This is a genomic window from Marinobacter maroccanus (genome assembly GCF_002933275.1).
Taxonomy (GTDB): Bacteria; Pseudomonadota; Gammaproteobacteria; order Pseudomonadales; family Oleiphilaceae; genus Marinobacter; species Marinobacter maroccanus.
In genome coordinates this window covers 72841-97875 of the sequence record NZ_PSSX01000001.1, presented here as the reverse complement: position 1 = coordinate 97875, position 25035 = coordinate 72841, and the positions used below count along the sequence as shown (strand labels likewise).

Annotated in this window: 27 protein-coding genes and 1 pseudogene; 15 read left to right on the top strand and 13 right to left on the bottom strand. The window is 57.6% G+C overall.

The window, feature by feature from the left end; all coding sequences use genetic code 11:
- Window positions 1–29 precede the first annotated feature (29 nt).
- From KEHDKFFH_RS00500 to KEHDKFFH_RS00455, 10 genes are all read left to right on the top strand, one after another.
- Window positions 30–362 carry a Na+/H+ antiporter subunit G gene (locus tag KEHDKFFH_RS00500; protein ID WP_104320108.1) on the top strand — a complete coding sequence of 111 codons (333 nt, stop codon included), beginning with the start codon at window positions 30–32 and terminating at the stop codon, window positions 360–362.
- A gap of 115 nt (window positions 363–477) precedes the next feature.
- Window positions 478–2787, top strand: coding sequence for a putative monovalent cation/H+ antiporter subunit A (locus tag KEHDKFFH_RS00495; protein ID WP_104320107.1), 2310 nt, complete (start codon window positions 478–480; stop codon window positions 2785–2787).
- Entirely contained in the window at window positions 2784–3209 is a 426-nt protein-coding gene (locus tag KEHDKFFH_RS00490) for a Na+/H+ antiporter subunit B (RefSeq protein WP_104320106.1), read from the top strand. The genes KEHDKFFH_RS00495 and KEHDKFFH_RS00490 overlap by 4 nt, the downstream gene beginning before the upstream one ends.
- Window positions 3210–3243: 34 nt before the next feature.
- Window positions 3244–3591 carry a Na+/H+ antiporter subunit C gene (locus tag KEHDKFFH_RS00485; protein ID WP_104320105.1) on the top strand — a complete coding sequence of 116 codons (348 nt, stop codon included), beginning with the start codon at window positions 3244–3246 and terminating at the stop codon, window positions 3589–3591.
- Window positions 3588–5102, top strand: coding sequence for a Na+/H+ antiporter subunit D (locus KEHDKFFH_RS00480; RefSeq protein WP_104320104.1), 1515 nt, complete (start codon window positions 3588–3590; stop codon window positions 5100–5102). The genes KEHDKFFH_RS00485 and KEHDKFFH_RS00480 overlap by 4 nt, the downstream gene beginning before the upstream one ends.
- Window positions 5099–5572, top strand: a complete 474-nt coding sequence (locus KEHDKFFH_RS00475; RefSeq protein ID WP_104320103.1) for a Na+/H+ antiporter subunit E — start codon at window positions 5099–5101, stop codon at window positions 5570–5572. The genes KEHDKFFH_RS00480 and KEHDKFFH_RS00475 overlap by 4 nt, the downstream gene beginning before the upstream one ends.
- A 9-nt stretch (window positions 5573–5581) precedes the next feature.
- Window positions 5582–5854 carry an MrpF/PhaF family protein gene (locus tag KEHDKFFH_RS00470; protein WP_014577875.1) on the top strand — a complete coding sequence of 91 codons (273 nt, stop codon included), beginning with the start codon at window positions 5582–5584 and terminating at the stop codon, window positions 5852–5854.
- Complete coding sequence (gene mnhG / locus KEHDKFFH_RS00465) at window positions 5847–6239, top strand: monovalent cation/H(+) antiporter subunit G (RefSeq protein ID WP_104320102.1); 393 nt, start codon at window positions 5847–5849, stop codon at window positions 6237–6239. Before KEHDKFFH_RS00470 ends, mnhG begins: the two co-directional genes overlap by 8 nt.
- Window positions 6240–6324: 85 nt before the next feature.
- Window positions 6325–6606 (top strand): pyrimidine/purine nucleoside phosphorylase, encoded by a 282-nt coding sequence (ppnP, locus tag KEHDKFFH_RS00460; RefSeq protein WP_064228261.1) that lies wholly within the window; start codon window positions 6325–6327, stop codon window positions 6604–6606.
- Window positions 6607–6774: 168 nt separating this feature from the next.
- The gene (locus KEHDKFFH_RS00455) at window positions 6775–8418 is read left to right on the top strand and encodes a fatty acid--CoA ligase (protein ID WP_104320101.1); all 1644 of its coding nucleotides are present in this window, start codon (window positions 6775–6777) and stop codon (window positions 8416–8418) included.
- Between the two features lie 60 nt (window positions 8419–8478).
- Here the strand turns inward: KEHDKFFH_RS00455 and KEHDKFFH_RS00450 are convergent, their stop codons facing one another.
- The 6 genes from KEHDKFFH_RS00450 to KEHDKFFH_RS00420 form a co-directional block, all read right to left on the bottom strand.
- Window positions 8479–9774: a D-amino acid dehydrogenase gene (locus tag KEHDKFFH_RS00450; RefSeq protein WP_338418380.1), complete on the bottom strand. Its 1296-nt coding sequence runs from the start codon at window positions 9772–9774 to the stop codon at window positions 8479–8481.
- Window positions 9775–9877: 103 nt separating this feature from the next.
- On the bottom strand, window positions 9878–10234 hold the full coding sequence (locus tag KEHDKFFH_RS00445) for a translation initiation factor Sui1 (protein WP_104320099.1): 357 nt from the start codon (window positions 10232–10234) through the stop codon (window positions 9878–9880).
- A gap of 36 nt (window positions 10235–10270) precedes the next feature.
- Window positions 10271–10798 (bottom strand): DUF4136 domain-containing protein, encoded by a 528-nt coding sequence (locus KEHDKFFH_RS00440; RefSeq protein WP_192875730.1) that lies wholly within the window; start codon window positions 10796–10798, stop codon window positions 10271–10273.
- Between the two features lie 82 nt (window positions 10799–10880).
- On the bottom strand, window positions 10881–11486 hold the full coding sequence (locus tag KEHDKFFH_RS00435; protein WP_104320097.1) for a YigZ family protein: 606 nt from the start codon (window positions 11484–11486) through the stop codon (window positions 10881–10883).
- A 168-nt stretch (window positions 11487–11654) separates the two neighbouring features.
- A complete protein-coding gene (locus tag KEHDKFFH_RS00425) occupies window positions 11655–12977 on the bottom strand; it encodes a sensor histidine kinase (RefSeq protein WP_104320095.1) in 1323 nt (440 codons plus the stop codon).
- Window positions 12974–13660 (bottom strand): response regulator transcription factor, encoded by a 687-nt coding sequence (locus KEHDKFFH_RS00420; RefSeq protein ID WP_104320094.1) that lies wholly within the window; start codon window positions 13658–13660, stop codon window positions 12974–12976. Before KEHDKFFH_RS00420 ends, KEHDKFFH_RS00425 begins: the two co-directional genes overlap by 4 nt.
- A 197-nt stretch (window positions 13661–13857) precedes the next feature.
- On the opposite strand from KEHDKFFH_RS00420, the gene KEHDKFFH_RS00415 reads away from it, so the two are divergent.
- Together KEHDKFFH_RS00415 and KEHDKFFH_RS00410 are read left to right on the top strand one after the other, a co-directional pair.
- Window positions 13858–15024, top strand: a complete 1167-nt coding sequence (locus KEHDKFFH_RS00415; RefSeq protein ID WP_104320093.1) for a GNAT family N-acetyltransferase — start codon at window positions 13858–13860, stop codon at window positions 15022–15024.
- Window positions 15025–15071: 47 nt separating this feature from the next.
- A complete protein-coding gene (locus KEHDKFFH_RS00410; protein WP_104320092.1) occupies window positions 15072–15737 on the top strand; it encodes a hypothetical protein in 666 nt (221 codons plus the stop codon).
- 11 nt (window positions 15738–15748) lie between these two features.
- On the opposite strand, the gene KEHDKFFH_RS00405 is transcribed toward KEHDKFFH_RS00410, so the two are convergent.
- Window positions 15749–15964, bottom strand: a complete 216-nt coding sequence (locus tag KEHDKFFH_RS00405; RefSeq protein ID WP_008173934.1) for a dodecin — start codon at window positions 15962–15964, stop codon at window positions 15749–15751.
- Window positions 15965–16157: 193 nt separating this feature from the next.
- Here KEHDKFFH_RS00405 and KEHDKFFH_RS00400 point away from each other — a divergent pair, with 193 nt between their 5' ends.
- Complete coding sequence (locus KEHDKFFH_RS00400; protein WP_104320091.1) at window positions 16158–16916, top strand: DUF3750 domain-containing protein; 759 nt, start codon at window positions 16158–16160, stop codon at window positions 16914–16916.
- A gap of 138 nt (window positions 16917–17054) precedes the next feature.
- On the opposite strand, the gene KEHDKFFH_RS00395 is transcribed toward KEHDKFFH_RS00400, so the two are convergent.
- From KEHDKFFH_RS00395 to KEHDKFFH_RS00385, 3 genes are all read right to left on the bottom strand, one after another.
- Window positions 17055–18374 carry a hypothetical protein gene (locus KEHDKFFH_RS00395; RefSeq protein ID WP_104320090.1) on the bottom strand — a complete coding sequence of 440 codons (1320 nt, stop codon included), beginning with the start codon at window positions 18372–18374 and terminating at the stop codon, window positions 17055–17057.
- An 88-nt stretch (window positions 18375–18462) separates the two neighbouring features.
- Entirely contained in the window at window positions 18463–18774 is a 312-nt protein-coding gene (locus KEHDKFFH_RS00390; protein ID WP_104320089.1) for an AzlD family protein, read from the bottom strand.
- Window positions 18764–19504, bottom strand: a complete 741-nt coding sequence (locus KEHDKFFH_RS00385) for an AzlC family ABC transporter permease (protein WP_104320088.1) — start codon at window positions 19502–19504, stop codon at window positions 18764–18766. The genes KEHDKFFH_RS00390 and KEHDKFFH_RS00385 overlap by 11 nt, the downstream gene beginning before the upstream one ends.
- A gap of 372 nt (window positions 19505–19876) precedes the next feature.
- On the opposite strand from KEHDKFFH_RS00385, the gene KEHDKFFH_RS00380 reads away from it, so the two are divergent.
- On the top strand, window positions 19877–20974 hold the full coding sequence (locus tag KEHDKFFH_RS00380; RefSeq protein WP_104320087.1) for a Glu/Leu/Phe/Val family dehydrogenase: 1098 nt from the start codon (window positions 19877–19879) through the stop codon (window positions 20972–20974).
- A gap of 91 nt (window positions 20975–21065) precedes the next feature.
- Window positions 21066–22499 (top strand): sodium-dependent transporter, encoded by a 1434-nt coding sequence (locus KEHDKFFH_RS00375; protein ID WP_104320086.1) that lies wholly within the window; start codon window positions 21066–21068, stop codon window positions 22497–22499.
- Between the two features lie 63 nt (window positions 22500–22562).
- Here the strand turns inward: KEHDKFFH_RS00375 and KEHDKFFH_RS20525 are convergent.
- From KEHDKFFH_RS20525 to KEHDKFFH_RS00360, 3 genes and pseudogenes are all read right to left on the bottom strand, one after another.
- Window positions 22563–23464, bottom strand: a pseudogene (locus tag KEHDKFFH_RS20525) (NAD-dependent protein deacetylase).
- 15 nt (window positions 23465–23479) lie between these two features.
- Entirely contained in the window at window positions 23480–24211 is a 732-nt protein-coding gene (locus KEHDKFFH_RS00365) for a polyamine aminopropyltransferase (RefSeq protein ID WP_104320085.1), read from the bottom strand.
- 201 nt (window positions 24212–24412) lie between these two features.
- Complete coding sequence (locus KEHDKFFH_RS00360; RefSeq protein ID WP_104320084.1) at window positions 24413–24976, bottom strand: DUF1415 domain-containing protein; 564 nt, start codon at window positions 24974–24976, stop codon at window positions 24413–24415.
- Between the last annotated feature and the right edge of the window lie 59 nt (window positions 24977–25035).

Here is a 25035-nt window from a genome sequence, read left to right as displayed (position 1 = left end):
ACACACCATGCTTTTGGAGGATCAATCAGATGAACCCGTACGCTGAATACGCCATCTGCCTGCTGCTCTTGATCGGCGGCGCATTTACTCTGGTGGGTGCCATTGGTCTGGCGCGCCTACCGGACTTTTTCACCCGCCTTCACGGACCGACCAAGGCCACAACCGTCGGGGTAGGCGCCATCGTGATCAGCTCCGTAATCTACTTCAGTACCCTTGGGCAGGGCATCGGCATTGAAGAAATCCTGATTACGGCATTTCTGTTCATGACAGCCCCCGTCAGTGCCAACTTCCTGGCAAAAGCTGCCATGCATTTAAAGGTTAAAACAACAGAAAACTCTCGGGGGCAGCCCTGGGACCAATGAATTTCCCGATAATTTTTAAGAACTTTTTATAACAAGGAACCGTATTAAATACTGGTTTAAAAAGCGCCGTTAACCGCAGGACGTTTTAACTTGGGTCGTAAAGGAGCACCCTTGCATGATGTTACTGGCTGTTCTTTCGGGATTTTTGCTGGCTTTGGCGGTTCCAGCGCTCCATCGCGTGGCAGGCAGACACATCGGCTGGGTGTTGGCCCTGCTCCCCGCATTGCTCACAGCCTATTTTGCCAGCCTGATCCCGACGATCAGCGGCGGTGAAAACCTCCTGATTCAGAACCAGTGGATGCCGGGCCTCGGCGTCTCCCTTGATTTCATGGTTGATGGCCTGTCGCTGGTCTTTGCTCTTCTCATCAGCGGTATCGGCACGTTCATCCTGATCTATGCCGGCTCCTACCTGAAAGGCCATAAAGATCTCGCCCGGTTCTACGTCATCATGCTGTCGTTCATGGCGTCGATGCTCGGTTTGGTGCTGTCCGATAACCTCATTACTTTCTTCGTATTCTGGGAACTGACCAGCATCACCTCCTACATGTTAATCGGCTTCAACCACGAGGACGCGGAAGCCCGAAAATGTGCTTTGCAAGGGCTCTTCGTTACGGCGGGCGGTGGCCTGGTATTAATGGCCGGCCTGATTCTGCTGATCTTCATCACCGGCAGCTACTCGTTTTCCGAAATCCTCGCATCCGACCTGGCGATTCACGAACACGGTTATTACACCGCTGCGGCGGTCTGCGTACTCATCGGCGCCTTTACCAAGTCCGCCCAGGTACCTTTCCATTTCTGGCTACCCAATGCCATGGCGGCGCCCACACCCGTTTCCGCCTACCTGCACTCGGCGACCATGGTCAAGGCTGGTGTCTACCTGCTGGCGCGTCTTAATTCCTCCATGGACGGCGATGCGCTCTGGAGCTATTCCCTGATGTTTTTTGGGGCTGCAACCATGCTCACCGGGGCTTACCTGGCGTTCAGCAGCACCGGCATAAAGAAGGTGTTGGCGTATTCCACGGTTATGGCTCTGGGCACCCTTACCATGCTGATCGGGGTTGGAACGGAAAAGGCTATCATTGCCTTCGTGTGCGTTCTGGTGGCCCATTCCCTCTACAAGGGAGCGCTGTTCATGCTCGCAGGTGCCCTGGACCATGAAACCGGCACCAAAGACATCACCAAAATGGGAGGTCTCTGGCACAGCATGCCCAGGACCGCAATTATTACCGGCCTGGCTGCACTGTCCCTGGCAGGGCTTCCCCCGCTCTTTGGCTTCGTTGCCAAGGAACTGATGTTCGAGTCGGTCCTCAACTCGCCCTCGTGGTCCTGGGGATTGCTGGCAGCCGCTGTCGCTTCTTCGATCCTGGTTGTGGCCGTGGCGGGACTGGTTTTCCTGAAGCCGTTTTTCGGTCCCGCCCGCACAACCCCCAAACAGCCCCACGATGCGCCCTTCGCCATGCTGATTGGCCCGGCAGTATTGACCCTGCTGGCCCTGATTTTTGGCGTGGCACCGTTTTTGCCGGCAACGTTCGTGCTGGATGCAGCCGTATCCTCAGTGTATGGCAGCGGCGTACAGACCGCTCTTGCCCTGTGGCACGGAGTGAATATCCCGTTGATACTGTCTGGCGTCAGCCTGCTGGCAGGCTCACTGCTTTTCATAGCCTGGCAGGGACTGCATCCGACACTTCATGCGGTCAACACGGCTGGCAGCCGCGTTGGCCCCGAGGCGGGGTATTTCCGATTCATGCTCGGGATTACTCAGATCGCAAGCTGGCAAACACGTGTGTTGCAGAACGGGGTACTCGGTGTTTATCTGCTGATCCTTGTGCTTGTGACCTTCGGTCTGACCGGCTACACACTCTTGACCCGGCACGGCTTCCAACTCGATTTCGATTTCAGCAATGGCTACTTCTATGAATTTGGAATAGCTCTTCTTATCGTGGCGGCCACTGTCTTTGCCAGTGTTACCCGGTCCCGCCTGGGCTCCGTGGCTTCTGTGGGTGTGCTCGGTTTCGGGGTGGCCCTGATATTCATCCACTTCAGCGCCCCGGACCTTGGGATCACCCAGCTGCTGGTGGAGACTCTCACCGTCATTTTGCTGGTGCTTGTGCTCTTCAAGCTGCCCCCGTTCGTCAACCTGTCATCGCCCTGGGAACGTTACCGGGACCTGACGGTCGCAGTCTTTGCGGGCGCGATCATGACCCTGATAATGCTTGCGGCGCTGGATATCCAGTACTTCGACAGCATCTCCAGCTATTACATTGAAAACAGTTACGGCCTGGCCTTTGGCAAAAACATCGTCAACGTAATTCTGGTGGACTTCCGGCAACTGGACACATTGGGGGAGATCTTTGTTCTGGGTCTTGCCGCTATGGGTGTCTATTCGATGGTCAAACTCAGGGCGGAGGACCAGCACAAGTCATGAAGACCAACACGCTCATACTCCACACCGCGGCCCTGGCCATCATGCCGCTGCAACTGATGTTTTCGATTTTCCTGCTCCTGCGCGGGCACGACGAACCTGGCGGTGGTTTTATTGGGGGACTGGTGGCAGCCAGCGCCTTCGTACTCTATGCCTTCGCTTTTGGGGCAGAATCAACCCGCAAACTGCTTCGTATCAGCCCCCGGGATATTCTGGCGGCCGGATTGCTATTCGGGCTCGCATCAACCATCCCTGCCCTGTGGTCTGGCCAGGCCATGCTCACCGCCCAATGGTGGGAAGTTCCGCTACCCGGTGAAGGCTACCTGAAGTTATCAACCGTCCTGATTTTCGACATTGGCGTCTACCTGGCTGTTCTGGGAACGCTGATGACCTTTGTGATCAGTCTTATGGAGTCCGAAGAATGAAGCGAGCATTCATTGACACGGAGGGGGCGCAGCAATGGAAACCATGATGGCCTACGTTATTGGGCTGCTTTTTACGGCCAGCATTTACATGATGCTGAGGCGTTCTATCGTGAAACTGGTCATTGGCCTGATCATCCTGAGCAACGCAGCCAACCTGCTAATTTTCGTGGTCGCCGGTTTGACCCGGGGCGCGCCCCCGCTGATTCTCGAGGGGGCAAGCGAAATCGCTGGAACAGTCGCTGATCCACTGCCACAGGCCCTCATCCTCACCGCCATTGTGATTGCTTTCAGCGTCCTGGCGTTCGCCGTGGTTCTGATCCGTCGTGCCTACGAGGTGGTCGGAACCGATGACCTGGACAAGATGAAGGATACGGATACTTGAACCCGGAACTCGTTCTCCCGATCCTGATACCCCTGACCGCCGGGGCCCTGTCCCTGGCGTTCTGGCGCTCCATCACGCTGCAGCGGGTCCTTGCAGTTATTGCCACCGGGCTCTTGCTCGCGGCCGGCATCTGGCTGATGCACTCAACCATTGAGCAGGGCTTTCTGGTGGTGGAAATGGGCAGTTGGCCTGCGCCCTTCAGCATCGTGCTGGTGTCCGATGTTCTTGGCGCCATCATGATTGTGCTCACCGGCATTATCGGTCTGGCCATCGCGATCTATTCGCTGGCCTCGACCCCCAAGGGGCACGAAAAGTTCGGTTATTACCCGCTGATGCACCTGCTGCTGGCCGGCGTAGCCGGTGCCTTCCTGACTGGCGATATCTTCAACCTGTTTGTCTGGTTCGAAGTGATGCTGCTCGCTTCGTTTGCCTTGCTGACCCTGGGCGGAGAACGCGCCCAGATGGAAGGTGCCATCAAGTACGTGACCCTGAACCTGTTTTCGTCGGCCATCTTTCTATCCGCCGTGGGCTTGTTGTACGGCATGGTGGGCACCCTGAACATGGCGGACATCGCGCAGAAGGTAAACAGCGTTGACGACCCCGGCATGGTTACCGTTGTCTCCCTGCTGTTCATGGTGTCGTTCGGCATCAAGGCGGCGGCGTTCCCGCTGTTTTTCTGGCTCCCCGCGTCCTATCACACTCCCCAGGTCGCCGTTTCAGCGCTGTTCGCGGGTTTGCTTACCAAGGTCGGTGTGTACGCTCTGTACCGGGTATTCACGCTGATTTTCACGCAGGATGTCGGGTACACCCATACCATACTGCTGTGGGCCGCCGCTCTCACGATGCTGACGGGTGTGCTCGGGGCCGCGGCGCAGTTCGAATTCCGGCGTATCCTGTCGTTCCATATCGTCAGCCAGATCGGCTACATGCTTCTTGGGCTTGCGCTATTCACGCCTCTGGCACTGATAGGCGGTGTTTTCTATATCATGCACCACATTATTGTGAAGACGAACCTGTTCCTGGTGAGCGGCATCACCTACCGTCTGCTGGGTAGCTATGAGCTGAAAGACCTGGGCGGCGTTTACCGTCAGCGCCCTTACCTCGCTCTGTTGTTTTTGATTCCTGCATTATCGCTCGCCGGCATTCCCCCTTTGTCCGGCTTTTTCGCCAAATTCATTGTGGTGCGTGCCAGCCTGGAAGCCAGTGAATATGTGATCACGGCGATCGCCTTGCTGGTTGGCTTGCTGACCCTGTATTCAATGATCAAGATCTGGGCGGAGGTTTTCTGGAAAAAGCTGCCAGATCATGTAACCGATGCGAGCAGGCTCAATGGCGAGGTAAAAGAGAGAAACAACTGGGCTTATTATGTGCCTGTGGTCGGGCTCGCGGCGTGCACGCTGGTTATCGGTCTTTATGGCCAGCCCATATACATCCTGGCTGAAACCGCCGCAGACCAGTTGATGAACCCGCAACTTTACATAGAAGCGGTTCTTGGAGGGCAGTCGAAATGATCGGCCTGTTCTGGAACGTTCTGCTCGCAATCGCCTGGGTGGTTCTCAGTGGCAGCGTCACTGCCATGAACCTGCTGGCCGGTTTCTGTTTTGGCTACATTGCGCTCATGGTGCTGCAAAACCAGGTTCCTGCTTTGAAGGGCTACTCCCGGAGGATTCCGCGATTGGTCGCCTTCCTGGTCTTTTTCCTGAAGGAACTGGTGAAATCGAACTTGCGCGTTGCTTACGACGTCGCCACACCGGTTTGGCATATGAAGCCGGGTGTTATCGCGTTTCCGCTCGAGGCAAGCACTGATATGGAGATCATGTTTGTCAGTAGTGTCATCTCCCTGACTCCCGGTACGCTAAGCCTGGATGTTTCCGATGATCGACGGGTGTTATTTATCCATGCCATGTTTCTTCAGGACGAGGAGCAACTCAGAAATGACCTGAAGGAACTGGAGCACAGAATCCTGAAGGTTATGCGCTAGGGGGCCACCATGCTTGGAATCGCCATTAACATCGTTTATCTCATGCTGTCCCTGGCGCTGCTTTTTGCCTTCATCCGGTTAACCCGGGGCCCTTCTCTGGCGGACCGCGTGGTTGCACTGGAGCTGATTGCATCCGTGGTGGTTGGCTACGTTGGGGTTCACGCCATCGATACCGGTGTCTCCAGTTTTCTTGATGTAGCCATCGTGATATCCCTCACCGCTTTTCTTGCTGCAATAGGTTTCGCCAGATTCCTGGAGCGCGGAGGTGTCAAGGATGAGTGAAATCTTCGTTTCTATCCTGTTGCTGGCAGGGGCTTCCTTCATGGTGCTTGCGGCCATCGGCATTGTGAGGTTGCCGGACCTGCCGACACGCATGCATGCATCCACCAAAGCAGGCGCAATGGGCGCCATACTGACGATGGCCGGAGTGGCACTGCATTTTTCCGACAGCGCTGTGGCCGCGCGGGCAATCGCCTTCATCGTGTTTATTCTACTGACGGCTCCGATAGCGGCTCATGTCATCGGCAGAGCAGGCTATTTCACCGGTATAACGCTCTGGAGCGGTACAACCAAAGACGAACTGCGTGAGCGGTATGATCCAGACAGTCACAAGCTCAGTAGCGGACTTGAGAACAAAACAGGGCGAGCAGTTTCGTCCAGGGACTAGAACGTCTCAGACTGATGATTTGTCATTGGAAGTGCACGAAATTCCCGTATAGTAGGCCTCCAAACTTATTCCAGGAGCTCAGCCCATGCTGAAAGTAAACGAATATTTCGACGGCAAAGCCAAATCCATCGCCTTCCAGACCTCCACTCTGCCGGCCACGGTCGGAGTGATCAGCCCGGGCGAGTATGAGTTCGGTACCAGCAAGAAAGAAACCATGACTGTGATCAGCGGCGCCCTCACGGTCCTGCTCCCCGGCATGGAAGAGTGGATGACCTACGGTGCCGGCGAGAGTTTTGATGTAGCGGGCCAGGCCAGTTTCAAGGCAAAGACCGACATCGACACCGCTTACCTCTGCACCTACGAGTAAGACTGAAGCCCTAAAAGGCATGTCCGCAGAGCGAAACGGAATTTGTATCTAAGCCACCGTTCGCTCTGCATTTTTTCACTATTACCGGTTCCTGTTTCAGTCAATCTGTGTCAGATTTATTCCTGTTTCTCGTGATAACACCAACAACTGGGAAAGAGGAAACACGTAATGGCACAGACACGCATTCTCCCCCCGGCTGAAAATGCCTATGAGTACCCGCTGCTGATCAAGCAACTCCTGCTCTCGGGCCCCAGGTACAATCCGGACCAGGAAATTGTCTACTCCAACCGCAGCAAGTACACCTACACCGATCTGGTTGAGCGCATCCATCGCCTGGCAAACGCGTTGACCGATGCCGGTGTAAAACCGGGCGATACCGTTGCGGTGATGGACTGGGATACGCCACGCTATCTGGAGTGTTTCTTTGCCATTCCGATGATTGGTGCCATTCTGCACACGGTCAATATCCGGTTGTCTCCGGACCAGATTGTTTACACCATGAACCACGCCGAAGACGATGTGGTTCTGGTGCACGACGACTTCCTCCCGATCATTGAAGCCGTCAAGGGCGAGATCAAAACGGTCAAGACCTGGATTCAGCTCACCGACAGCGATACCGCGAAACAGGCACCTGTTGAAACCGCCGGCGAGTATGAGGACCTTCTCGCCAGGGCCAATGACAAGTTCGACTTCCCCGATTTCGACGAAAACAGCGTCGCAACCACCTTCTACACCACCGGTACCACCGGCAATCCCAAGGGCGTTTACTTCAGCCACCGCCAGCTGGTCCTGCACACGCTGGCCATGACAGGCACGGTGGCGTCGTTCGATGAGATGCCTCTGATGCGCTCCTCGTCGGTGTACATGCCGGTAACGCCGATGTTCCACGTGCACGCCTGGGGCGTGCCCTATGCAGCTACCATGATGGGCATCAAGCAGGTGTACCCGGGCCGCTATGAGCCGGAGCTGCTCGTCGATCTTCTCAAAGAGCATAAAGTGACCTTCTCCCACTGCGTGCCCACCATCATGCAGATGATGATGGCGACGGAGTCCATCAAGACAGCCGATCTGAGCAACTGGCACGTACTGATTGGCGGCAGCGCTCTCACCAAGGGCCTGTGCGATGCCGGGGCCAAGCTCGGCATCAAGATGTACACCGCCTACGGCATGTCTGAGACCTGTCCGCTGCTCTGCGCCTCACACCTGAAACCCGAAGACCTGGAGCTGCCTCTCGAGCAGCAAACGGCAATCCGTGTGAAGACCGGCATTGCAACGCCTATGGTTGAGCTGGAGATCGTAGACCCCGAGGGCAACCCGGTTCCCCATGATGGCGAGGCCAAGGGCGAGATCGTGGCACGCGCACCCTGGCTGACCCAGGGTTACTTCAAGGAGCCCGAGAAAGGCGAACAGCTCTGGGAAGGTGGCTGGCTTCATACCGGCGACGTGGCCTCCATGGAGCCGGACAACACCATCACCATCAAGGATCGTATCAAAGACGTGATCAAAACCGGTGGTGAGTGGCTGTCTTCACTGGACCTCGAAAACCTGATCAGCCAGCATCCAGCCGTCGCCGGCGCTGCCGTGGTTGGCGTACCCGATGAGAAATGGGGCGAACGGCCGCACGCCCTGGTTACTCTGAAACCCGGTGAGCAAGCGAGTGCCGGGGATATCCAGAACCACCTGAAGCAATTCGTGGAAAGCGGCGAAATCAATAAGTGGGCGATCCCCGAGTATATTGATTTCGTGGAAGATATTCCCAAGACCAGCGTTGGCAAGATCAACAAGAAGCTGATCCGGGATCAGCTGCAGTAAACCGTCCGAACGCCGGAGGCCGGGGTCAGATGAAGGCATTCATCTGACCCTCTTTCAGTTTTATAGCCCGGAGAAGGTAAAATCCACATCCGGCTTGCGGCCATCAATGATATCCGCAAGCGCTGCAGCGGAACCGCAGGAATGGGTCCAGCCCAGGGTACCGTGCCCGGTATTCAGGTACAGGTTGGCAAAGTGACTCTTCCCGATGTACGGCACATTGGAGGGGGTCGCAGGCCTCAGACCGGCCCAGAATTCGGCCTGGTCCCAGTAGCCCGCTTCGGGCATGACTTCCGCCGTCCGTCGGACGATAGCACGGCAACGAGTGTAATTCAGTTTTCGGCTGTAGCCACTGAGCTCCGCCGTACCTGCAACTCGCATACGGTCCCCAAGGCGTGAGTAAACCAGTTTGTACTCATCGTCGGTCAGGCTGACCTTGAACGCTGCCTCTTCGTTTTTCACCGGCACGGTAATCGAATAGCCCTTGGCCGGGTATATGTTGAGGAAAATACCCAACTGCCGGGCCAGCGCCGCACTGAAGCTGCCCATACTCAGCACATAGGCATCCGCCCGGAGCGTCTCATGATGGCCTTCACGGAGAGTCTGAACCCCAAGCACCCGCTCGCCGGCGCGCTCAAAACTCAGAATTTCTGTGCCATAGCGGAACTCCACTCCGGCTTCCGCGCAACGGGTGGCCAGGTTCTGCGTGAATAACCGCGCATCACCGGATTCGTCTTCAGAGGTGTAGGTTGCCCCAGCGATCCGGTTGCGGATCGGCTTGAGTGCCGGCTCGAGCTCAACCGCGCGGTCGGCATCAATAACCTGCCGGTCACAACCCAGGTCCTGCATGATCCGGGTAGGCTCCATGGCGCCGTCAAACTCGGCGGGGTTGGTGTAGAAATGAAGGATGCCCTTCTCGAGGTGGTCGTACTCTATGCCCGCTTCCTGGCGCAGAGCCTGCAACTGGCTGCGGCTGTAGGTGCCAAGGTTCACTATCTGGCGGATATTGTGAGCGGCCCTGGCCGAGGTGCATTGCCCCAGGAAAAAGAGTGCCCAGCGCCACTGGGCCGGATCCAGCTTTGGCCGGAACAGTAACGGCGCGTCCGGCCTGGTGAGCCATTTCAACACTTTCAGGGGGGCTGATGGATTGGCCCAGGGCTCGGCATGGGATACCGAGATCTGACCACCATTGGCATAACTGGTTTCCAGGCCGGCCTGGTTCTGGCGATCAACCACGGTTACCTGGTGTCCCTGCTTTTGCAGATACCAGGCCGTGGTAATGCCCACAACGCCTGCGCCCAAAACCAGTATATGCATGCTTGCCTCCGGTCGAACGGATCCTGCCATCCCTAGGGATATACCCTGGGGATTTCCGGCCAGATTCCGGTTGATGTAAAACTCGGGATTCGTTGTTCGAGGGCTCTATTGTAACGTGAGCAAGTGGGAATTGCGTGTTATACCATCAGCCACCCGCGCGCTTGACGGTCCACCCCTTCTGTTCAAGCAGTGGAACCAGAAGATCCCGCTGGTCGCCCTGGATTTCGACCACCCCGTCTTTTACCGTGCCTCCGGTGCCGCACTTGGCTTTCAACACCTTGGCGTAGGCTTTGAGTTCCTTGTCATCCAGTGGGATGCCGGTAATCAGGGTGACACCCTTGCCTTTGCGGCCTTTGGTTTCCCGGCTCACCCTGACGATACCGTCTCCGGCTGGCCGTGATGCTGCCGTGCAAGTGCATTCATTCACCGGGTTGCGGCAATCCGGGCACATGCGCCCCTGTTCGGTCGAAAAAACCAGACCGCCCTCAGATCGCTTCTTCATTCCGTCTCCGTGCTATTTCTGTTTTGCCCGGGCTGTTCAATCGAGACCGGGCGGGTACTTGGTGAACATTTCGGCCACGACCTCGTCGATCAGCTCTCTGCGGGTCTCGGGTGACTGGTTTTCATTGAGATAGCGTCGGCTGGCTGCACGCCAGACAACTTCCTTGGATTTTCTGTCCGCCAGTTCCACCACCAGTTTACCCTCTTCGATTTCACGCACCGGTGGCGGAGCGGACAGAGCCCAACCGAAATTTCCGCTGCCAAAACCAAAGCCCAGCCCCAGGCCCGTCTGCTCAAGCCGTTCTTCGGGGACGATCTGCCAACTCACCAGCAAGTCGGCCTCCACCTCGGGGACCTGTTTCAGCGCTTTCCGATTCAGCTCTCTCTCGACGGCGCTACGCACCCGGGTGCCGTCAAGTGAGGTAAAGGATGACTGGTCGGTACCACCTGCAAACGCCCAGGAGGAATAATTGCCGAAAACCACAGACGAGTTGTAGTCGGTTACCACATTGCTGGCGCAACCGGTCATGGCCAATGTAACAACCGCTAACATCAGAAAACGCATCATGATTTCTGCCCTCAGTTCAGTAGAACGCTCTTTAAACAGTATACGCGTAGCGGACGTGTGACGATGCCCCCGGGATCCATCATCTTTCAAAACTGTAATCCAGCTTATGGGCATCGCAGAAAGCCCCGAACTCAGCCTGAAGGTCCTCCGGAACCAGTACCCGCGCACGAACGGATGCCCCATAATCGACAGACTCCACCGATGCACCGTTAACCTCACACCAATGGCGCAGGGGCTGTTCATCGGCAAAGGAGAGGGAAACCAGCACATCCGTCATGGGTTTCTGCACCACGCGGTCAACCGCTGACAGAACACTCTCTGCTGCCCCGGCATAGGCCCGCACCAGTCCGCCGGCGCCCAACTTGATACCGCCAAAGTACCGAATCACCATGACAAGGACATCACCCATATCCTTGTGCTGAATCACATTCAGAATCGGCTTGCCTGCCGTTCCGGAGGGTTCGCCATCATCGTTCATGGCGGCCTCGGCGGCAGAACCGGGGCGGCCGATCTGGTAGGCCCAGCAGATATGACGGGCGTCCGGATGATCCTGATGCGCCTGCTCCAGCCAGTCCTTTACGTCTTCCCGGGAACCCACTGGGGCCACCCGTGCAATGAACCGGCTTTTCTTCACTTCGGTTTCACGCTCAAGGTATCCTGCGGGAACGGGGTAATCTTTTTTCATGGACAACGACCTATGGCTTCTGACGACGAGTACAACAACCCGGGCACTGCCAAACCCGCAAAAATTTGCAAAGCAGCCTGCGGGATCCGCTTTGATGAGGACGAACTGCAGGAGGGTATCGACTTTTCAGGGGCAGAGAAACTGAAACCTTCCGATCCGGAGCCCGAATCAGCCACCGCCGAAAAACACCGGCAGACGAACCGTCACCCTTAAGCCACCACGCTCACCGGCCTCCGCTCCTATTGAACCATCGTGGGCAGCAACGATGTCCCTGGCAATAGCCAGCCCCAGTCCCCAGCCTTTGCCTCCGCGGGACTTATCGGCCCTGAAAAACGGCTCGAAAAGCTGATCCATAAGCTCCGTCGGGACGCCCGGCCCTTCGTCATCCACCGCCAGACTGAGCCAGCCATCCGAGACTGTCACACCCAGATGGACGGCCTTGCCCGGCGGCGTATGATCAAGGGCGTTTTGCAGGATATTGTCGATTGCTCGCTGAAGCAGGCCCTCGTCACCGAGAACAGATACTCGTGCGCTTTCCTGTGACACAACCAGCTTGCAGTCCACACCCTGATGTTCGGCGTAGTCTGCAGCATCCTGGAGCACCTGGTTAAGTACGTGCACGGGCCTCAGGGGTTCCCGCTCAATATCACCGCCAGCGTCAGTCACCCGATACAGGGTCAGGATCTGTCCGGTCATGGTTTCAAGCCGCTCGTTCTGGCGCAGGATACTGGCCATCAGCTCCTCATCAGCGCCGGATTCGTTCGCCAGTTCAATGGCGATACGCTGGCGGGTGAGCGGCGTTCGGAGATCGTGGGAAATATCCCGGAGCAGGTATTTCTGGCGATCCAGAAGGCTGCACAGCTGCTCTGTCATGGCATTGAAGGCGGTCGCCAACTGCCCCACCTCATCCCTGCGTTGTGCGATTCTTTCGCTGACCCTGAGGGAATTATCCCCGCCCGCAATCGCCCGGGCCGTGCTCTCCATATGCCGCAGCGGCCTTGATACCATGCGGGCGATCCACCAGCACGCCAGGGAAATCATCAGCAAGGCCAGCCCGAACTCTATAGCCCGGAAGAACCTGGGGTTGAGCCAGCCAGCGCCCTGCACCCGGGGCCAGGCCACCAACCTGTAGCCGCTGCCAACGTCCAGAACCGCCGGTTTCTGCGGATACCAGCCGGATTTCATGCGGTCGCGAATGAACGAAGGCAGCTTGCCATCGTTCTCATCCTGTTCGAGCAGTACCAGAAACAGTTCAAGGCGCTCGCCCTCATCCCGCAGAAACCGCCAGGCAGCGCCTCGATCGCCGGACTCACGAATTGCGATCGCCTCTTCGGCCAGATCCCTGAGACCTGCCTGCCGCTCAATCGCCTCCCGTTCCCGGTCCAGAAGCATTCTGGTTGCCAGGTTGCTGGCTACCACGGTGACCGCCATGGCCAGCCAGATCGAGAGGAAGATCCGCCAGAACAGGGGGAACATGGGCCGCTGCTTCATTCGGGCACCCGATAGCTGTAACCCAGCCCGCGGACGGTTTCGATCCGTGGCGGATCGTCGTTGCCCAGCTTCTTGCGAAGGTTACTGATGTGCATATCAAGGGTGCGGTCGTAAGCTTCAAGCCGGCGGCCCAGGGCCCACTGCATCAGATCGGTTTTGCGCACCACGCTGCCGGCATGTGCCAGCAGAACCTGAAGCACCTCGTATTCGGTGGCGGTCAGCTCCATGGCAACATCGTTCTGGTAAATCCGGCGATGACCGGGCTCGACCCTCAGGTCACCATAGGTCCGGGCGGCATTGACTTCGGTTTTCTGATCCCAGGCAATCCGCCGCAACAGCGCCTGCAGGCGCGCCACCAGTTCCCGCGGATTGCAGGGCTTGGGAATATAGTCATCGGCACCGACTTCAAAGCCCACGATCCTGTCGGTTTCATCGCCCCGGGCCGTAAGAAGCACAACCGGCAGATGAGTCTCTGCCCGCAACTCCCGCAAAACCTCAAGGCCGCTGATGTCCGGCAGCATGATGTCGAGCACGACGATATCGCAGTCCTGGCCAAGCGCCAGAGCCAGCCCGTCCCGCCCGTTTGCCGCCTCGCGGACGGTGAAACCCTGATTGGTCAGGTAACGGGCAAGCAGTTCCCGCAGTTCATCATCGTCTTCGACCAGTAACACCCTGTTCTGCATCTTGCCTCTCCACCTGTCGTGCCGGCCACCGTTGCTGCCTGAAGTCTAACACGCTCGAGGCAAGTCGCTGATTCAGCCTTTCCCACTTTGCAGAACCTTTACACAGGTGTATCCGGGGCTTTAGAGCGTGATGAAGGGTGATCAGAACCTGTGTTCTGACGTATGGTAACGAGTACACAAAGGAGTTTTCCCGCACCATGCCAGAATCCGGACCAGCGACTTTTTCACTGGAAACCTGCTCCAGTATCAATGACATTCCCGCACGAGAGTGGGAGCGACTGGCAGGATGTACCAACCCTTTTCTTCGCTACGAGTTCTTCCAGGCTCTGGAAGCGTCCGGATGCACATCGGCAGCCACCGGCTGGTCTCCGAGACACCTGGTGTTCAAGTCGGATGGCAGAATCGTCGGCCTGGCACCGGCTTTCCTGAAAAGCCACTCCATGGGTGAATACGTTTTTGACTGGGCCTGGGCCGATGCCTACCAGCGACATGGCCTTGCGTATTACCCGAAGCTGTTGATCGCCATCCCGTTTACGCCCTCTGCCGGCCCCCGGTTGCTGCTGGACCCGGACCTGCGGGAACAACTGACGCCAGAACAGATTCATGATCTGCTGGACACGCTGACTGAAAAACTGGGCGCCCACTCCTGGCACCTGCTGTTTCCGGACAGCGAGGACCAGAAACTGCTCCAGCACGACCGGGAGTTGCATCGGATCGGATGCCAGTTCCACTGGCACAACCACGGTTACGGGAACTTTGATGGTTTTCTGGCAGCGCTGACTTCCCGCAAGCGAAAGTCCATACGCAAGGAGCGCCGCCAGGTTGCCGAACAAGGCATTTCCTTTACCCGCTTCCACGGCCGGGGCATTCCGGAACATGTGCTGTCTGCCTTTTACGTATTTTACCAGGCCACCTACCTGAAACGGGGTCAGCGGCCCTACCTGAACAGGCGCTTCTTTGAGCTGCTTCTGGAGCAGCTGCCCGAGCATGTGCACCTGCTCATCGCCGAGCATGAAGAAAAAATGATTGCCGGCGCCCTGTTTCTGGCGGGCAAAACCACGCTCTATGGGCGCTACTGGGGGTGCCTGGACGAATACAACCACCTGCACTTCGAAACCTGTTATTACCAGGGCATCGAACTGGCTATGGACCTGGGTCTGAGCCATATTGACGCCGGCGCCCAGGGTGAACACAAACTGGTACGTGGTTTTGAGCCGGTAATTACCCATTCATGGCATGGAATTATGCACCCCGGCTTCCGCGAGGCCATCGACAATTTCACCCATGAAGAAGCGGAACATGTGCTTGGTTATTTCGAAGACGCCAAATCCGTTCTGCCCTTCCGTCAGCAGGAGCAGGATTAGCTTCTATACTGAATTACCACACAGGAATTGCGCGGGGGTCAGAGACGATGGATACAGACCCATTATGGAACATGATATCGGCAGGCAGCCTCCCGCTGCTGCTGGCTGCGGGAGCCCTGGTGCTTGCGCTTATCGCCCTGTTTCTCGGCGCGGGAGCGCGGCGCCGCCACCAGGATCAGATGGCAGCGCTGCGCGAGCGTTCTGACACATTGTGGCGGGAGGTTGACGACATACGGGTCGCTCAATTCAACCGTCCCGGTGACGCGGGTAACGGTGGGGCGGGCTCGTCGGTCGAGGAAGCCCGCTACCACACAGAAGTGGAAGCCTACAGCAAGATCTGGCCCCAGGTTTGGCATCTCCACGAACGCCTGGGCATGTTCCTCAGGGCGGTTGAAGCGGGCGAAGCCGCGGGTGAACTGAGGCTGGAAGCCCGCAATGCGGCCCTGGAGGCACGCAATCTGTTGAACCGCAGCCGTCCCTTCTGTACCGAATCCGTCGATGAACTGGTGACCCGGCTGATCGATGCCGAGATCAAGGCCCACCTGGCGGCCTGCCAGTATCTGGATCTGCTCAAAGACGTCTCCAGCGCCTCATCCAACCACGACCGCCGGGTGCTGCAGGACAAATGCCACAGTCTGCATGAGGGCGAAGCCCGGGAACTGATGAACCAGCTGGTTTCGTCCATCCGGCACCGGGCAATTCGAAGCAGCTAAAAGTCGGTCATTCAGCTGTTAGCGATACGAAACCCGACTTTCATCACAACCTGGTAATGGCCTACCTTGCCGTCGACAATATGGCCGCGGGTTTCGGTTACCTCAAACCACTCCATGTTGCGGACACTTTTCCCACACTCCTCAAGCGCGTTCTCGATTGCATCTTCAATGCTTTTCTTTGAAGAACCGACAATTTCCACTTTTTTGTAGACGTGATGGTCAGACATGGAACCCTCCTGAAACTTGAAGCTTGTACCTTTGAGCCTAGATGAGAAGCCTGATGCCGGCAAACCACGGCCCGGCGCCGTCCTCATCCGTCAACTAACGGGTGACGTATCTGTTCACTACAATCAATGCAGTAATCCGGAACTTTCTGCGTCCCAAAGGGTCCCGGTTATCCTCACGTTTTGGACTGGGCTCATGAAACGATTTCTGAAATATACCGGCTGGCTGGTCGGCGCCGTACTCCTGCTGCTCTCCGGCCCGATCCTGCTTGCCACCAGTGGGAGCCTGCAGGGGGCGGAGAGCTGGCAAACAGCAACCCGGGAGAGTGCCCGGATTGCGCCTTTGCCAGAGCAGGCCGAGGAAGCCATCGTTCAGGTATACGGCGCCCGGGCCTGGAGTTGGCGAGGTTACTTTGCCGTCCATACCTGGATCGCCACCAAGGAAAAAGGCGCCAGTCACTACCGGGTTCATGAGGTAACCGGATGGCGCAGCTACGTGGTCAATTCCCGCCCGGGTGAACCGGACAGACACTGGTACGGAGCGAAACCGGAACTCTATGCTGATATCCGTGGAGAAGAGGCCGAAAAGCTTATTCCCGACCTCTACCAGGCGGTGGAATCCTACCCCTACCCGACCGAATATGAAGCCTGGCCTGGCCCGAACAGCAATACCTTCGTGGCCTGGGTAATACGGGACGTCCCGGGGCTGGATGTTGCTTTGCCCAACCATGCCATCGGTAAGGACTTCATCGGCGACCGAGTGATAGCAGAGGTTCCGGGTGGCACGGGTTATCAGTTCTCGCTGGGAGGGTACTTTGGTTTGTTGGCCGGCGTCAGAGAAGGAGTCGAACTGAATATTCTTGGATTGTCTTTTGGCGTCAATCCACTGGCATTGGGCATCAAACTTCCTGGCGTTGGGGAACTTGCATTAAGAAACACCAATCCGATGCCGTAGGCAACGATCAACTTGGAAGAAACAGGCGGGTGGAGTCTCCCAAAAATGTGCGGAGCCATGGATGGCGGAGCCAAGCGTACACGGACGTATTCACAGCGTTTTTTGGGAGACTCCACCCGCCTGTTTCATGCACCAAGTTCACAAACGGGCAAACTCCAGATACCGGCTAGCCGCCTGCTTCTTTTCGTCCTGGCTATTCAGCATCTCCAAACGCATCTTGTCGATCAGCTTCAGGTAATCATCAAGCGGTGATTTGGGCTTGCCAGCGTCTTTGGAGTCTTCGATAAACGCCTTCTGCTTTTCGCGGATCTCGTTCAGCTTCTCAAGGGCCGAACGGATCGCTTCCACCCGAGCTTCCACCAGCCCGCCGCTACCACCGCGATCTGCTGACCCACGGTCAGTGCTCAGGACGGTCTCCGCGGCCGGCGCGTCGGCGGTATTCTGCTCTGCAAGATCGATTTCTTCCAGGGTGCGGACCTCACCGTCGGTGGTCAGATAAATGCCGGAACTTTTGATCTGGCCGAGGGGTACACCCTGGCTGTTGGCGAGGGTGAAGCGGTCTTCGACATTGTCCACGTAGAGCGCCTGAACCCCGACCTCCTCGAGGGATTTCAGAGCCTGCGAGCCGTCCGCAGTTTGCACCCATACGGACAGCGACGCGAAGATCTCATCATTGGCATCGATCCAGCGGTTGCCGTCGTCATCGAACCTGGCCAGTTCGCCGAAACCGGAACCGCTCCGGGGACCGAAAAGCTCAGTCCCATCGTCCACCTTGCCGTTGTCATTACGATCCAACACCAGATAGCCGCTGCCGCCGCCAAGAGAAGCAAACTGCCCGGTTTCGCCATTGCCGTTCAGATCGAACTCGAACAGGGTGTCAGTCAGACGCGCGGTAGCATTGCCGAAGTTGATCACCAGGGGATCGGTGAGCGGCCGCTCGTGGATCTGGACCAGCTCCGAGTACTCATAGGTTCGGGACTGGGACTGTCGCAGGGAAAGTGTGAAATCAATGGTTTCTCCGTTCTCCAGGCTTATGGTGCCGGTAGAGGCAAAGCTTCTGGATTCGCTCTCGGAGTAAAACATGTAGCGCCCGGCTGAAACTGAGAGACTGCCCCGCCCCTCGACACCCGCATCACCACCGAGCGCGGCACGGCTGACACTCAGCGCCTGTTGGCCCATCAGAAACAGCTCCGAGGTTTTCTCGGCGAGCTGGGCACTGGTGAACACACTCTGCTGACCGTCACCGGTCACCGTACTGCTGCCGCTGAAAGCGAGCTGCTCCTGGCTACTGTAACGGTAGGCGGCCTGGCGCATAAGTGTCAGCTCTGAGCCCACCGCATTCTGATTGGCCTGGGGTGCAGCCGGCGCTTGTCGGTTAATGCGCACTTGGGTGCTGTCGAAAGCCGATACCTGGCGGGAACTGTCCTGGAAAAGCGAAATCTGGCTGGAGGAAATCATGGCTTTGGGTACCTGTTATCACTACACAGGTGTATCGGCCGGGCGGCGCCAGACTTGAGCAGTTTTTAATCACTTCAGATTTGAGAGGTCAGGCCAGGTACCGAACGACTCCGGCGGCAGCAATACCTGCGGCAATGGCCGGCAGAGGCTTGCGCAACACCAGCATGGTAACGGCAGTCGTAATCAGGGCTGCCAGTGCTCCGGCGTCACCAGTCACCGCCATGGGCACGATGATGGCAATCAGGACCGAGCTGGCCATAGTGTTGATGAAGCTCTCAATCCGCGGATTGATCTTTACGAACGACATAACGAACGCCCCACCGAAGCGAGTCACCAGTGTGACGGCCGTCATGACCGCAATCAGGAACAGTATGCCGGCCGTGGTGGTTTCAACGGTCATGGTCGCTTCCCTCCACACCTGCAGTTGGCTTGCGTTCAAGCCAGAAGAAGCCAATCGCGCCGCCCGCCAGAGCACCGACCACCACATGGGTGTTGGGCGGTAGCCATCGCCAGGCCGCCAACGAGGCCAACGCCGCAACGGCCCAGGCTACAAGTACCCTTGGGGACTTTTTCCCGCCCAATGCCATGGCCAGCAGGAAGCATCCCAAGACCATGTCCAGCCCCAGAGCTTTGGGGTTCTGCAGCAACCCACCAAAGTAGACACCCAGGCCGGTGCCGATAATCCAGGCCAGCCACAGCGCCAGACCACCACCGAGGATCACCTCCAGGTTACGCCGACCACTCTGGTATTCCTGGGCAGAGACAGCCCAGTTGGCGTCTGTCAGCAACAACAAGAGACCATAACGCTTGCCCGGCGAGACATCCCTCAGCATCGGGTAAAGTGAAGCGCCCATGAGCAGGTGGCGGGAGTTGATGGCGAAGACCACAGCAATCATCGGGAGGACAGATACTTCGGCGCCCCACATGTCGACGGCTGCAAACTGGGACGCCCCGGCAAAGACCGTGGCACTCATCAGCACAGCCTGTAGCGGTTCAAGGCCTTTCTGAGTGGCTGCCAACCCGAAGGCAGCGCCAAACGCCACCACAAACAATGAGATGGGAAGTAGCCGGAAAAACTCCACCCGCACCCGGGCCGGCTGGAGCTGATAAGAATAGGAAGCGACAGACATCAGGGGAAACTAGGTCAGTTTCCTTAATCCGCGTATAGGTAGTTTCCGCAGAATCACAAGATCTGAGACTAATGGATCAGGTTCATGCCATGAAAGCATGGCTGCTGACACGGTGATCGCTATGCATCTCTCCCGAAAGCTTCGAGTATCCGAGGCTGCGCACTGGTCACAATAGTTCACTTTTGCATGTTGACGTTAACGTCAATTGCGGCTAGTTTGTTTTTCGTCCAGCCCCAAAAGGGCACTTTCGGTGGGCAACCCCCACAACGGATAAACCGGACACCTGAAATCGGAACGCCGGCCACAAGCCGGTAGACAAGAACAAGATACCCGCTCATGCCGAGATCCGGCCCAGTGGGAGAGGATTTCACAATGCTATTCAGCCATCCCGAGTTCGATAACCACGAACATCTGTCCTTTTTCTGCGATCCCGAAACCGGTCTCAAGGCCATCGTTGCTATCCATAACACCTCCCGCGGCCCTGCACTGGGCGGCTGCCGGATGTTTCCCTATGCCTCCGATGAAGAGGCAGTACGCGATGTATTGCGGCTTTCAAGGGGTATGACCTACAAATCCGCCCTTGCCAACCTGGACCTGGGTGGCGGCAAGTCGGTGATTATTGGTGACCCGCGCAAACAGAAAACCGAAGCGCTGATGGAGGCCATGGGCCGTCATCTGGAAAGTCTTGGCGGGCAGTACATTGCGGCGGAAGACTCCGGCACCAGCGTACCCGACCTCAAGGTAATGGGCCGGCACACCAAACACGTTGCAGGAATCGCCTCCCGCACAGGTTTTGATGGCAACCCCAGCAACGGCGACCCATCACCGGCAACCGCCTACGGCACCTTTATCGGCCTCAAGGCAGCGGTAAAACACAAACTCGGGCGGGACGACCTCAACGGCCTGAAGGTGGCCATCCAAGGCATCGGCAATGTCGGTTTCCGGCTGGCCGGGCATCTGAAGGACGCCGGCGCTGATCTCTGGGTCTATGACATCCACGAGGAAAACATGCAGCGGGCTGTGGATCAGCTGGGGGCCAGACCGGCCGCTGCCGAAGACATTCTGTCCCTGCCGGTAGACGTGGTTGCGCCCTGTGCCATGGGCGCGGTACTGAACGATAACAGCATTCCCCAGTTGCAGGCCCGCATTGTCGCCGGCGCCGCCAACAATCTGCTGGAACACCCGGAGCACGATGCCATGCTGCGGGACCGGGGCATTCTCTATGCACCGGATTTTGCCATCAACGCCGGTGGCATCATCGATGTATTCTACGAGCGCACCGGAGCCACACCGGAAACGGTTCGCGCCCACGTGGAGACCATCGGAGACACCCTGACCGAAATCTTCAACCGTTCCGACCGCTCGGGGCGCCCCACCGGGGAGATCGCCAACGAACTGGCCGAAGAACGGTTCAAAAAGCACACCGCCGGAGCCAGCCTGGCGCCCGAGCGGTTGGCTCGCACCGGCTAAGCTGACACCGGCGCACCCCTCAGGAAGCTGCAGATAGCTGCAGCTTCCCTCTTAAACCCTGATACAAAAACAAATACTCCGGGAGATAGTTATGTCTGTCACTTCATCAGATTCCGCCAGCCATTCTGGGGCGCTCGAAGGCTCCTCTGCGGCGCTTGAAGGTTCAAACGCCCAACGCGGGCTCTGGTCGTCACGCCTGGCCTTTATTCTTGCCGCTACCGGTTCCGCAGTGGGCCTCGGCAATATCTGGAAATTCCCTTATGTGACCGGTGAGAACGGGGGCGGCGCCTTCGTGCTGGTGTATCTGCTGTGCATCGCAGTCGTCGGTATTCCCATCATGATGGCGGAAGTCATGATCGGCCGTCGTGGTGGCCGAAGCCCCGTGAAGAGCCTGAGCCTGATTGCCGAACGGGACCGCCTCAACCCGGCCTGGAAGCTGGTTGGTGCCATCGGTATTCTGGCGGGTTTCCTGATTCTCTCGTTCTATTCGGTCATTGGCGGCTGGGCCATTTCCTATGTTGGCACAACCGCCAGCGGCCAACTTACCGGCCAGACTGCTGACGCTGTCGGCGCCATCTTCTCCGGACTTCTCAGTGATCCCACCACCCTGCTCGCCTGGCATACGCTGTTCATGGCGCTGGTGATGGTTGTGGTCGTGCGGGGTGTTCGTTCGGGCCTTGAGCGGGCGGTCAGCATCCTGATGCCGGCCCTGTTCGTGCTCCTGTTGATTGTTGTGGGCTATGCGATGACAACCGGACACTTCGGTCAGGCCGTGGCGTTCCTGTTCCAGCCGGATTTTTCCAAGCTCACAACGTCCGGAATCCTGGTGGCGCTGGGCCATGCATTCTTCACCCTGAGCCTGGGTATGGCCGTGATGATGGCCTACGGCTCCTACCTGCCCAAGAACATTTCCATCGCCAAGACCTCCATGACCGTGTCGGTCATCGACACCGGCGTGGCGCTGCTTGCAGGCCTGGCCATTTTCCCGATCGTGTTTGCGAATGGTCTTGAACCAGGGGCCGGCCCGGGCCTGATCTTCCAGACCCTGCCGCTGGCGTTCGGTCAGATGCCCATGGGTTCGCTGTTCGGCACCCTTTTCTTCGTGCTGCTGATCTTCGCCGCCTGGACATCCGGGATTTCACTGCTGGAGCCCATCGTGGAATGGCTGGAGGAGCGTAAAGGCATGAACCGCACCGTCAGCACACTGGGCGCGGGCATAGTCTGCTGGGCACTGGGCATCGCCTCGATTCTGTCCCTGAACCTGTGGGCGGATTTCGCACCCCTTGGCTTTGTGCCCATGCTGGAAGGCAAGACCATTTTCGACCTTCTGGACTTCTTCACTGCCAACATCATGCTGCCCCTGGGCGGTTTGCTGGTTGCCCTCTTTGCAGGCTGGGTGATGTCGCGCGAAGCCATGGAGAAAGAACTGGCCCTGTCCCCGGGCATGTTCAACCTGTGGCTGATCACCGTGCGGTTCATTACCCCGGTGGCCGTGGCTATAGTGTTTATCTACAACCTGATGTGAACAGCGTGAACATGGGGTCAGATGAAAGCTTTCATCTGACCCCGGCTTTGAGGCAGCTTCCGGTTACAGCTTCTGCAGAGCGGCATCAAGAGTGTCGCCGATACTCGCGTTCAGTTTCAGATCCACGAGATCCTCAGCCCGTGTCCGCCCCAGATTCAGTGTGGCAATGGGCTTGTTCCACTTCTTGGCGTACCGGCAGAAACGGAAGCCGGAATACACCATCAACGACGAACCAATCACCAGCAGGCCATCACTGGCCTTAAGTGTATCCAGGGCAGAGTAAACCCGGTCTTTGGGGACAAAATCACCAAAGAACACCACATCCGGCTTCAGAATCCCCTGGCACTTCGGACAGTCCGCCAGCCGGAAATCCTCGAAATCCACATCCAGATCGGCGTCGCCATCCGGTGCCGTGTCGGCGGTATATTTCTGGAACCCGGGGTTCAGATCCGCGCAGCGATCATGCACCTCATCCCGTGGGCAACGGTAGCCGCAACTCATGCACACCACCCATCGGCCCGCCCGTGCAGGTCTGTCACCGCCCGGGTACCCGCCTTCTGATGCAACCGGTCCACGTTCTGGGTAACCACCAGACTGCTGTGGTTGAGCAGTTCCAGGTCAGAGATGTAATGGTGGGAAGGATTGGGCCTGGCATTACGCATCACCGGCCAGCCAATCAGGCTGCGGCCCCAGTAGCGTTGGCGGGTGTAAACATCTTCCATGAACGCCTTGTGCTGAACCGGCTGCTTGCGCTTCCAGGCACCATCGCCGTCCCGGTAATCCGGAATACCGGAATCCGTACTGACCCCGGCACCGGTCAGAATCAGCAAGCGAGGATGGCGATGGATAAACTCCGCCAGCAGCTCTCCGGCCTCGCCAGGTGCATGCAACACCGGCGGCTGATCCGGCTCAGGCAGACGCTGGCTGGAGCTGAAGGGTCGGCTGCGGTGCGTGGTTACAGGCATACGGACTCCGGTTTCTCAGCCCTGCTTACGGGCCACATACACGGTGTTGAACGATTCCCTGTTCTGAAATGGATTGAAGAAGGATACGACATGGCAGGCCACATCGGTGAACACCTCGTTGAGAACGGCCATGAACTCGTCATCCTCGCCCTCGTTTGACCACATGGCAAATACCCCTCGGGGCTTCAGTTGCCGGGCCATCAGGCGAAGGTTGTTGGCGGTGTAGAAACTGGCACTGGAATCGTGCAAAAGCGCCCGGGGTGAATGGTCGATATCAAGGAGAATGGCATCAAACTGTTTGCCGGGATTCTCCGGATCGAAACCACCAACGTCAGGATCGGCAACCGCAAGATCGAAGAAACTGCCATGCACGTATCGGTTTCGCGGATCGCCGTTCAGGTCTTTACCCAGAGGCACCAGCTCCTGCTGATGCCAGCCGATGACCGGCTCCAGGTATTCAACCACCAGCAACTCGGCAACCCGCTCATGCCTGAGCGCCGCCACGGCGGTGTAACCCAGGCCCAGGCCACCAACAACGACACTGAGATCGTCGCCCTCAGTTTCGCCTAATCCGATATCAGAGAGGGCCACTTCTGCATCCACAAACATGCTGGACATCAGGAATTCCTCGCCCAGCTTCACCTCATAGATATCCCGGTCGCCAATGGCCGGTATCCGCCGCCTGCGAAGAGTGATCTCACCAATCACCGAAGGCTGGCTGTCAATTTGCTCGAAAAGCAGTCCCATTTGTTGTGACTCTTCTGATTGGTCTGGTTTACAACTGTGCCGTTATTTCTGAGTTAACCGCTCTGGCCTTCAGATCCGTGCATTCGCCGGTGGGTAGGGCTTTCCAAAACACGCTCCTTGCGGCACATCCATGTGACGCTTGGGCTCCGCCATCCTTGGCTCCGCACAGTTTTGGAAAGCCCTACCCACCGGCTCCTGATCCTACTCCCCTGTATCCGGCGAGTTCTCCACGCAGTTAACTAGGATCTCCCGCATCTTCTCCGCCCCCAGTTCTTCCATCAATCCGATGTTTCGCTCGGGTATTCCATCCACATCCGGATAACTGTCAATCGCTGCGTCCAGACTCGCTTCCCTTAACAGATGCAACATGGGAAACGGTGACCGATTCGTGAAATTCTCCGCCGCATCCGGCTCGGTACCCTCAAACTGGTAATCCGGATGGAAACTGGCAATCTGGTAAACGCCTTCCATCTCCAGATACGCCAACAGCCCATCGGCCGCATCAAGGAATTCATTGTAGGGTCCGAAATCCTGCAATACACCCGGATGAACCAACAAGGTGGTTTCGATCTCTGGTTCATCTTCAAGTCGTTGAAGCTCCGAATGCAGGGCCTGCAGCAGCTCGTCTTCCGTTTCGGCTTCAGAAACCACAAACCGTACACGGTTCCGGACCAGTTCCCGTTTGGCAAACGGGCACAAGTTGTAGCCGACGACGACGTCTTCGACCCATTTGCGGGTTGAAGCGATAATTTCGGTCTCGCCCATATCTTTATCCTTTGTTAGTGGAAGGCCACTCATAGGCACGAGCGGACGGGCGGGTAGGC

Coding starts and splice junctions, on each gene's coding strand:
- KEHDKFFH_RS00500 (WP_104320108.1), top strand. CDS start 30: ATGAACCCGTACGCTGAATACGCCATCTGCCTGCTGCTCTTGATCGGC.
- KEHDKFFH_RS00495 (WP_104320107.1), top strand. CDS start 478: ATGATGTTACTGGCTGTTCTTTCGGGATTTTTGCTGGCTTTGGCGGTT.
- KEHDKFFH_RS00490 (WP_104320106.1), top strand. CDS start 2,784: ATGAAGACCAACACGCTCATACTCCACACCGCGGCCCTGGCCATCATG.
- KEHDKFFH_RS00485 (WP_104320105.1), top strand. CDS start 3,244: ATGGAAACCATGATGGCCTACGTTATTGGGCTGCTTTTTACGGCCAGC.
- KEHDKFFH_RS00475 (WP_104320103.1), top strand. CDS start 5,099: ATGATCGGCCTGTTCTGGAACGTTCTGCTCGCAATCGCCTGGGTGGTT.
- KEHDKFFH_RS00470 (WP_014577875.1), top strand. CDS start 5,582: ATGCTTGGAATCGCCATTAACATCGTTTATCTCATGCTGTCCCTGGCG.
- mnhG (WP_104320102.1), top strand. CDS start 5,847: ATGAGTGAAATCTTCGTTTCTATCCTGTTGCTGGCAGGGGCTTCCTTC.
- ppnP (WP_064228261.1), top strand. CDS start 6,325: ATGCTGAAAGTAAACGAATATTTCGACGGCAAAGCCAAATCCATCGCC.
- KEHDKFFH_RS00455 (WP_104320101.1), top strand. CDS start 6,775: ATGGCACAGACACGCATTCTCCCCCCGGCTGAAAATGCCTATGAGTAC.
- KEHDKFFH_RS00445 (WP_104320099.1), bottom strand. CDS start 10,234: ATGAAGAAGCGATCTGAGGGCGGTCTGGTTTTTTCGACCGAACAGGGG.
- KEHDKFFH_RS00440 (WP_192875730.1), bottom strand. CDS start 10,798: ATGCGTTTTCTGATGTTAGCGGTTGTTACATTGGCCATGACCGGTTGC.
- KEHDKFFH_RS00435 (WP_104320097.1), bottom strand. CDS start 11,486: ATGAAAAAAGATTACCCCGTTCCCGCAGGATACCTTGAGCGTGAAACC.
- KEHDKFFH_RS00425 (WP_104320095.1), bottom strand. CDS start 12,977: ATGAAGCAGCGGCCCATGTTCCCCCTGTTCTGGCGGATCTTCCTCTCG.
- KEHDKFFH_RS00420 (WP_104320094.1), bottom strand. CDS start 13,660: ATGCAGAACAGGGTGTTACTGGTCGAAGACGATGATGAACTGCGGGAA.
- KEHDKFFH_RS00415 (WP_104320093.1), top strand. CDS start 13,858: ATGCCAGAATCCGGACCAGCGACTTTTTCACTGGAAACCTGCTCCAGT.
- KEHDKFFH_RS00410 (WP_104320092.1), top strand. CDS start 15,072: ATGGATACAGACCCATTATGGAACATGATATCGGCAGGCAGCCTCCCG.
- KEHDKFFH_RS00405 (WP_008173934.1), bottom strand. CDS start 15,964: ATGTCTGACCATCACGTCTACAAAAAAGTGGAAATTGTCGGTTCTTCA.
- KEHDKFFH_RS00400 (WP_104320091.1), top strand. CDS start 16,158: ATGAAACGATTTCTGAAATATACCGGCTGGCTGGTCGGCGCCGTACTC.
- KEHDKFFH_RS00395 (WP_104320090.1), bottom strand. CDS start 18,374: ATGATTTCCTCCAGCCAGATTTCGCTTTTCCAGGACAGTTCCCGCCAG.
- KEHDKFFH_RS00390 (WP_104320089.1), bottom strand. CDS start 18,774: ATGACCGTTGAAACCACCACGGCCGGCATACTGTTCCTGATTGCGGTC.
- KEHDKFFH_RS00385 (WP_104320088.1), bottom strand. CDS start 19,504: ATGTCTGTCGCTTCCTATTCTTATCAGCTCCAGCCGGCCCGGGTGCGG.
- KEHDKFFH_RS00380 (WP_104320087.1), top strand. CDS start 19,877: ATGCTATTCAGCCATCCCGAGTTCGATAACCACGAACATCTGTCCTTT.
- KEHDKFFH_RS00375 (WP_104320086.1), top strand. CDS start 21,066: ATGTCTGTCACTTCATCAGATTCCGCCAGCCATTCTGGGGCGCTCGAA.
- KEHDKFFH_RS00365 (WP_104320085.1), bottom strand. CDS start 24,211: ATGGGACTGCTTTTCGAGCAAATTGACAGCCAGCCTTCGGTGATTGGT.
- KEHDKFFH_RS00360 (WP_104320084.1), bottom strand. CDS start 24,976: ATGGGCGAGACCGAAATTATCGCTTCAACCCGCAAATGGGTCGAAGAC.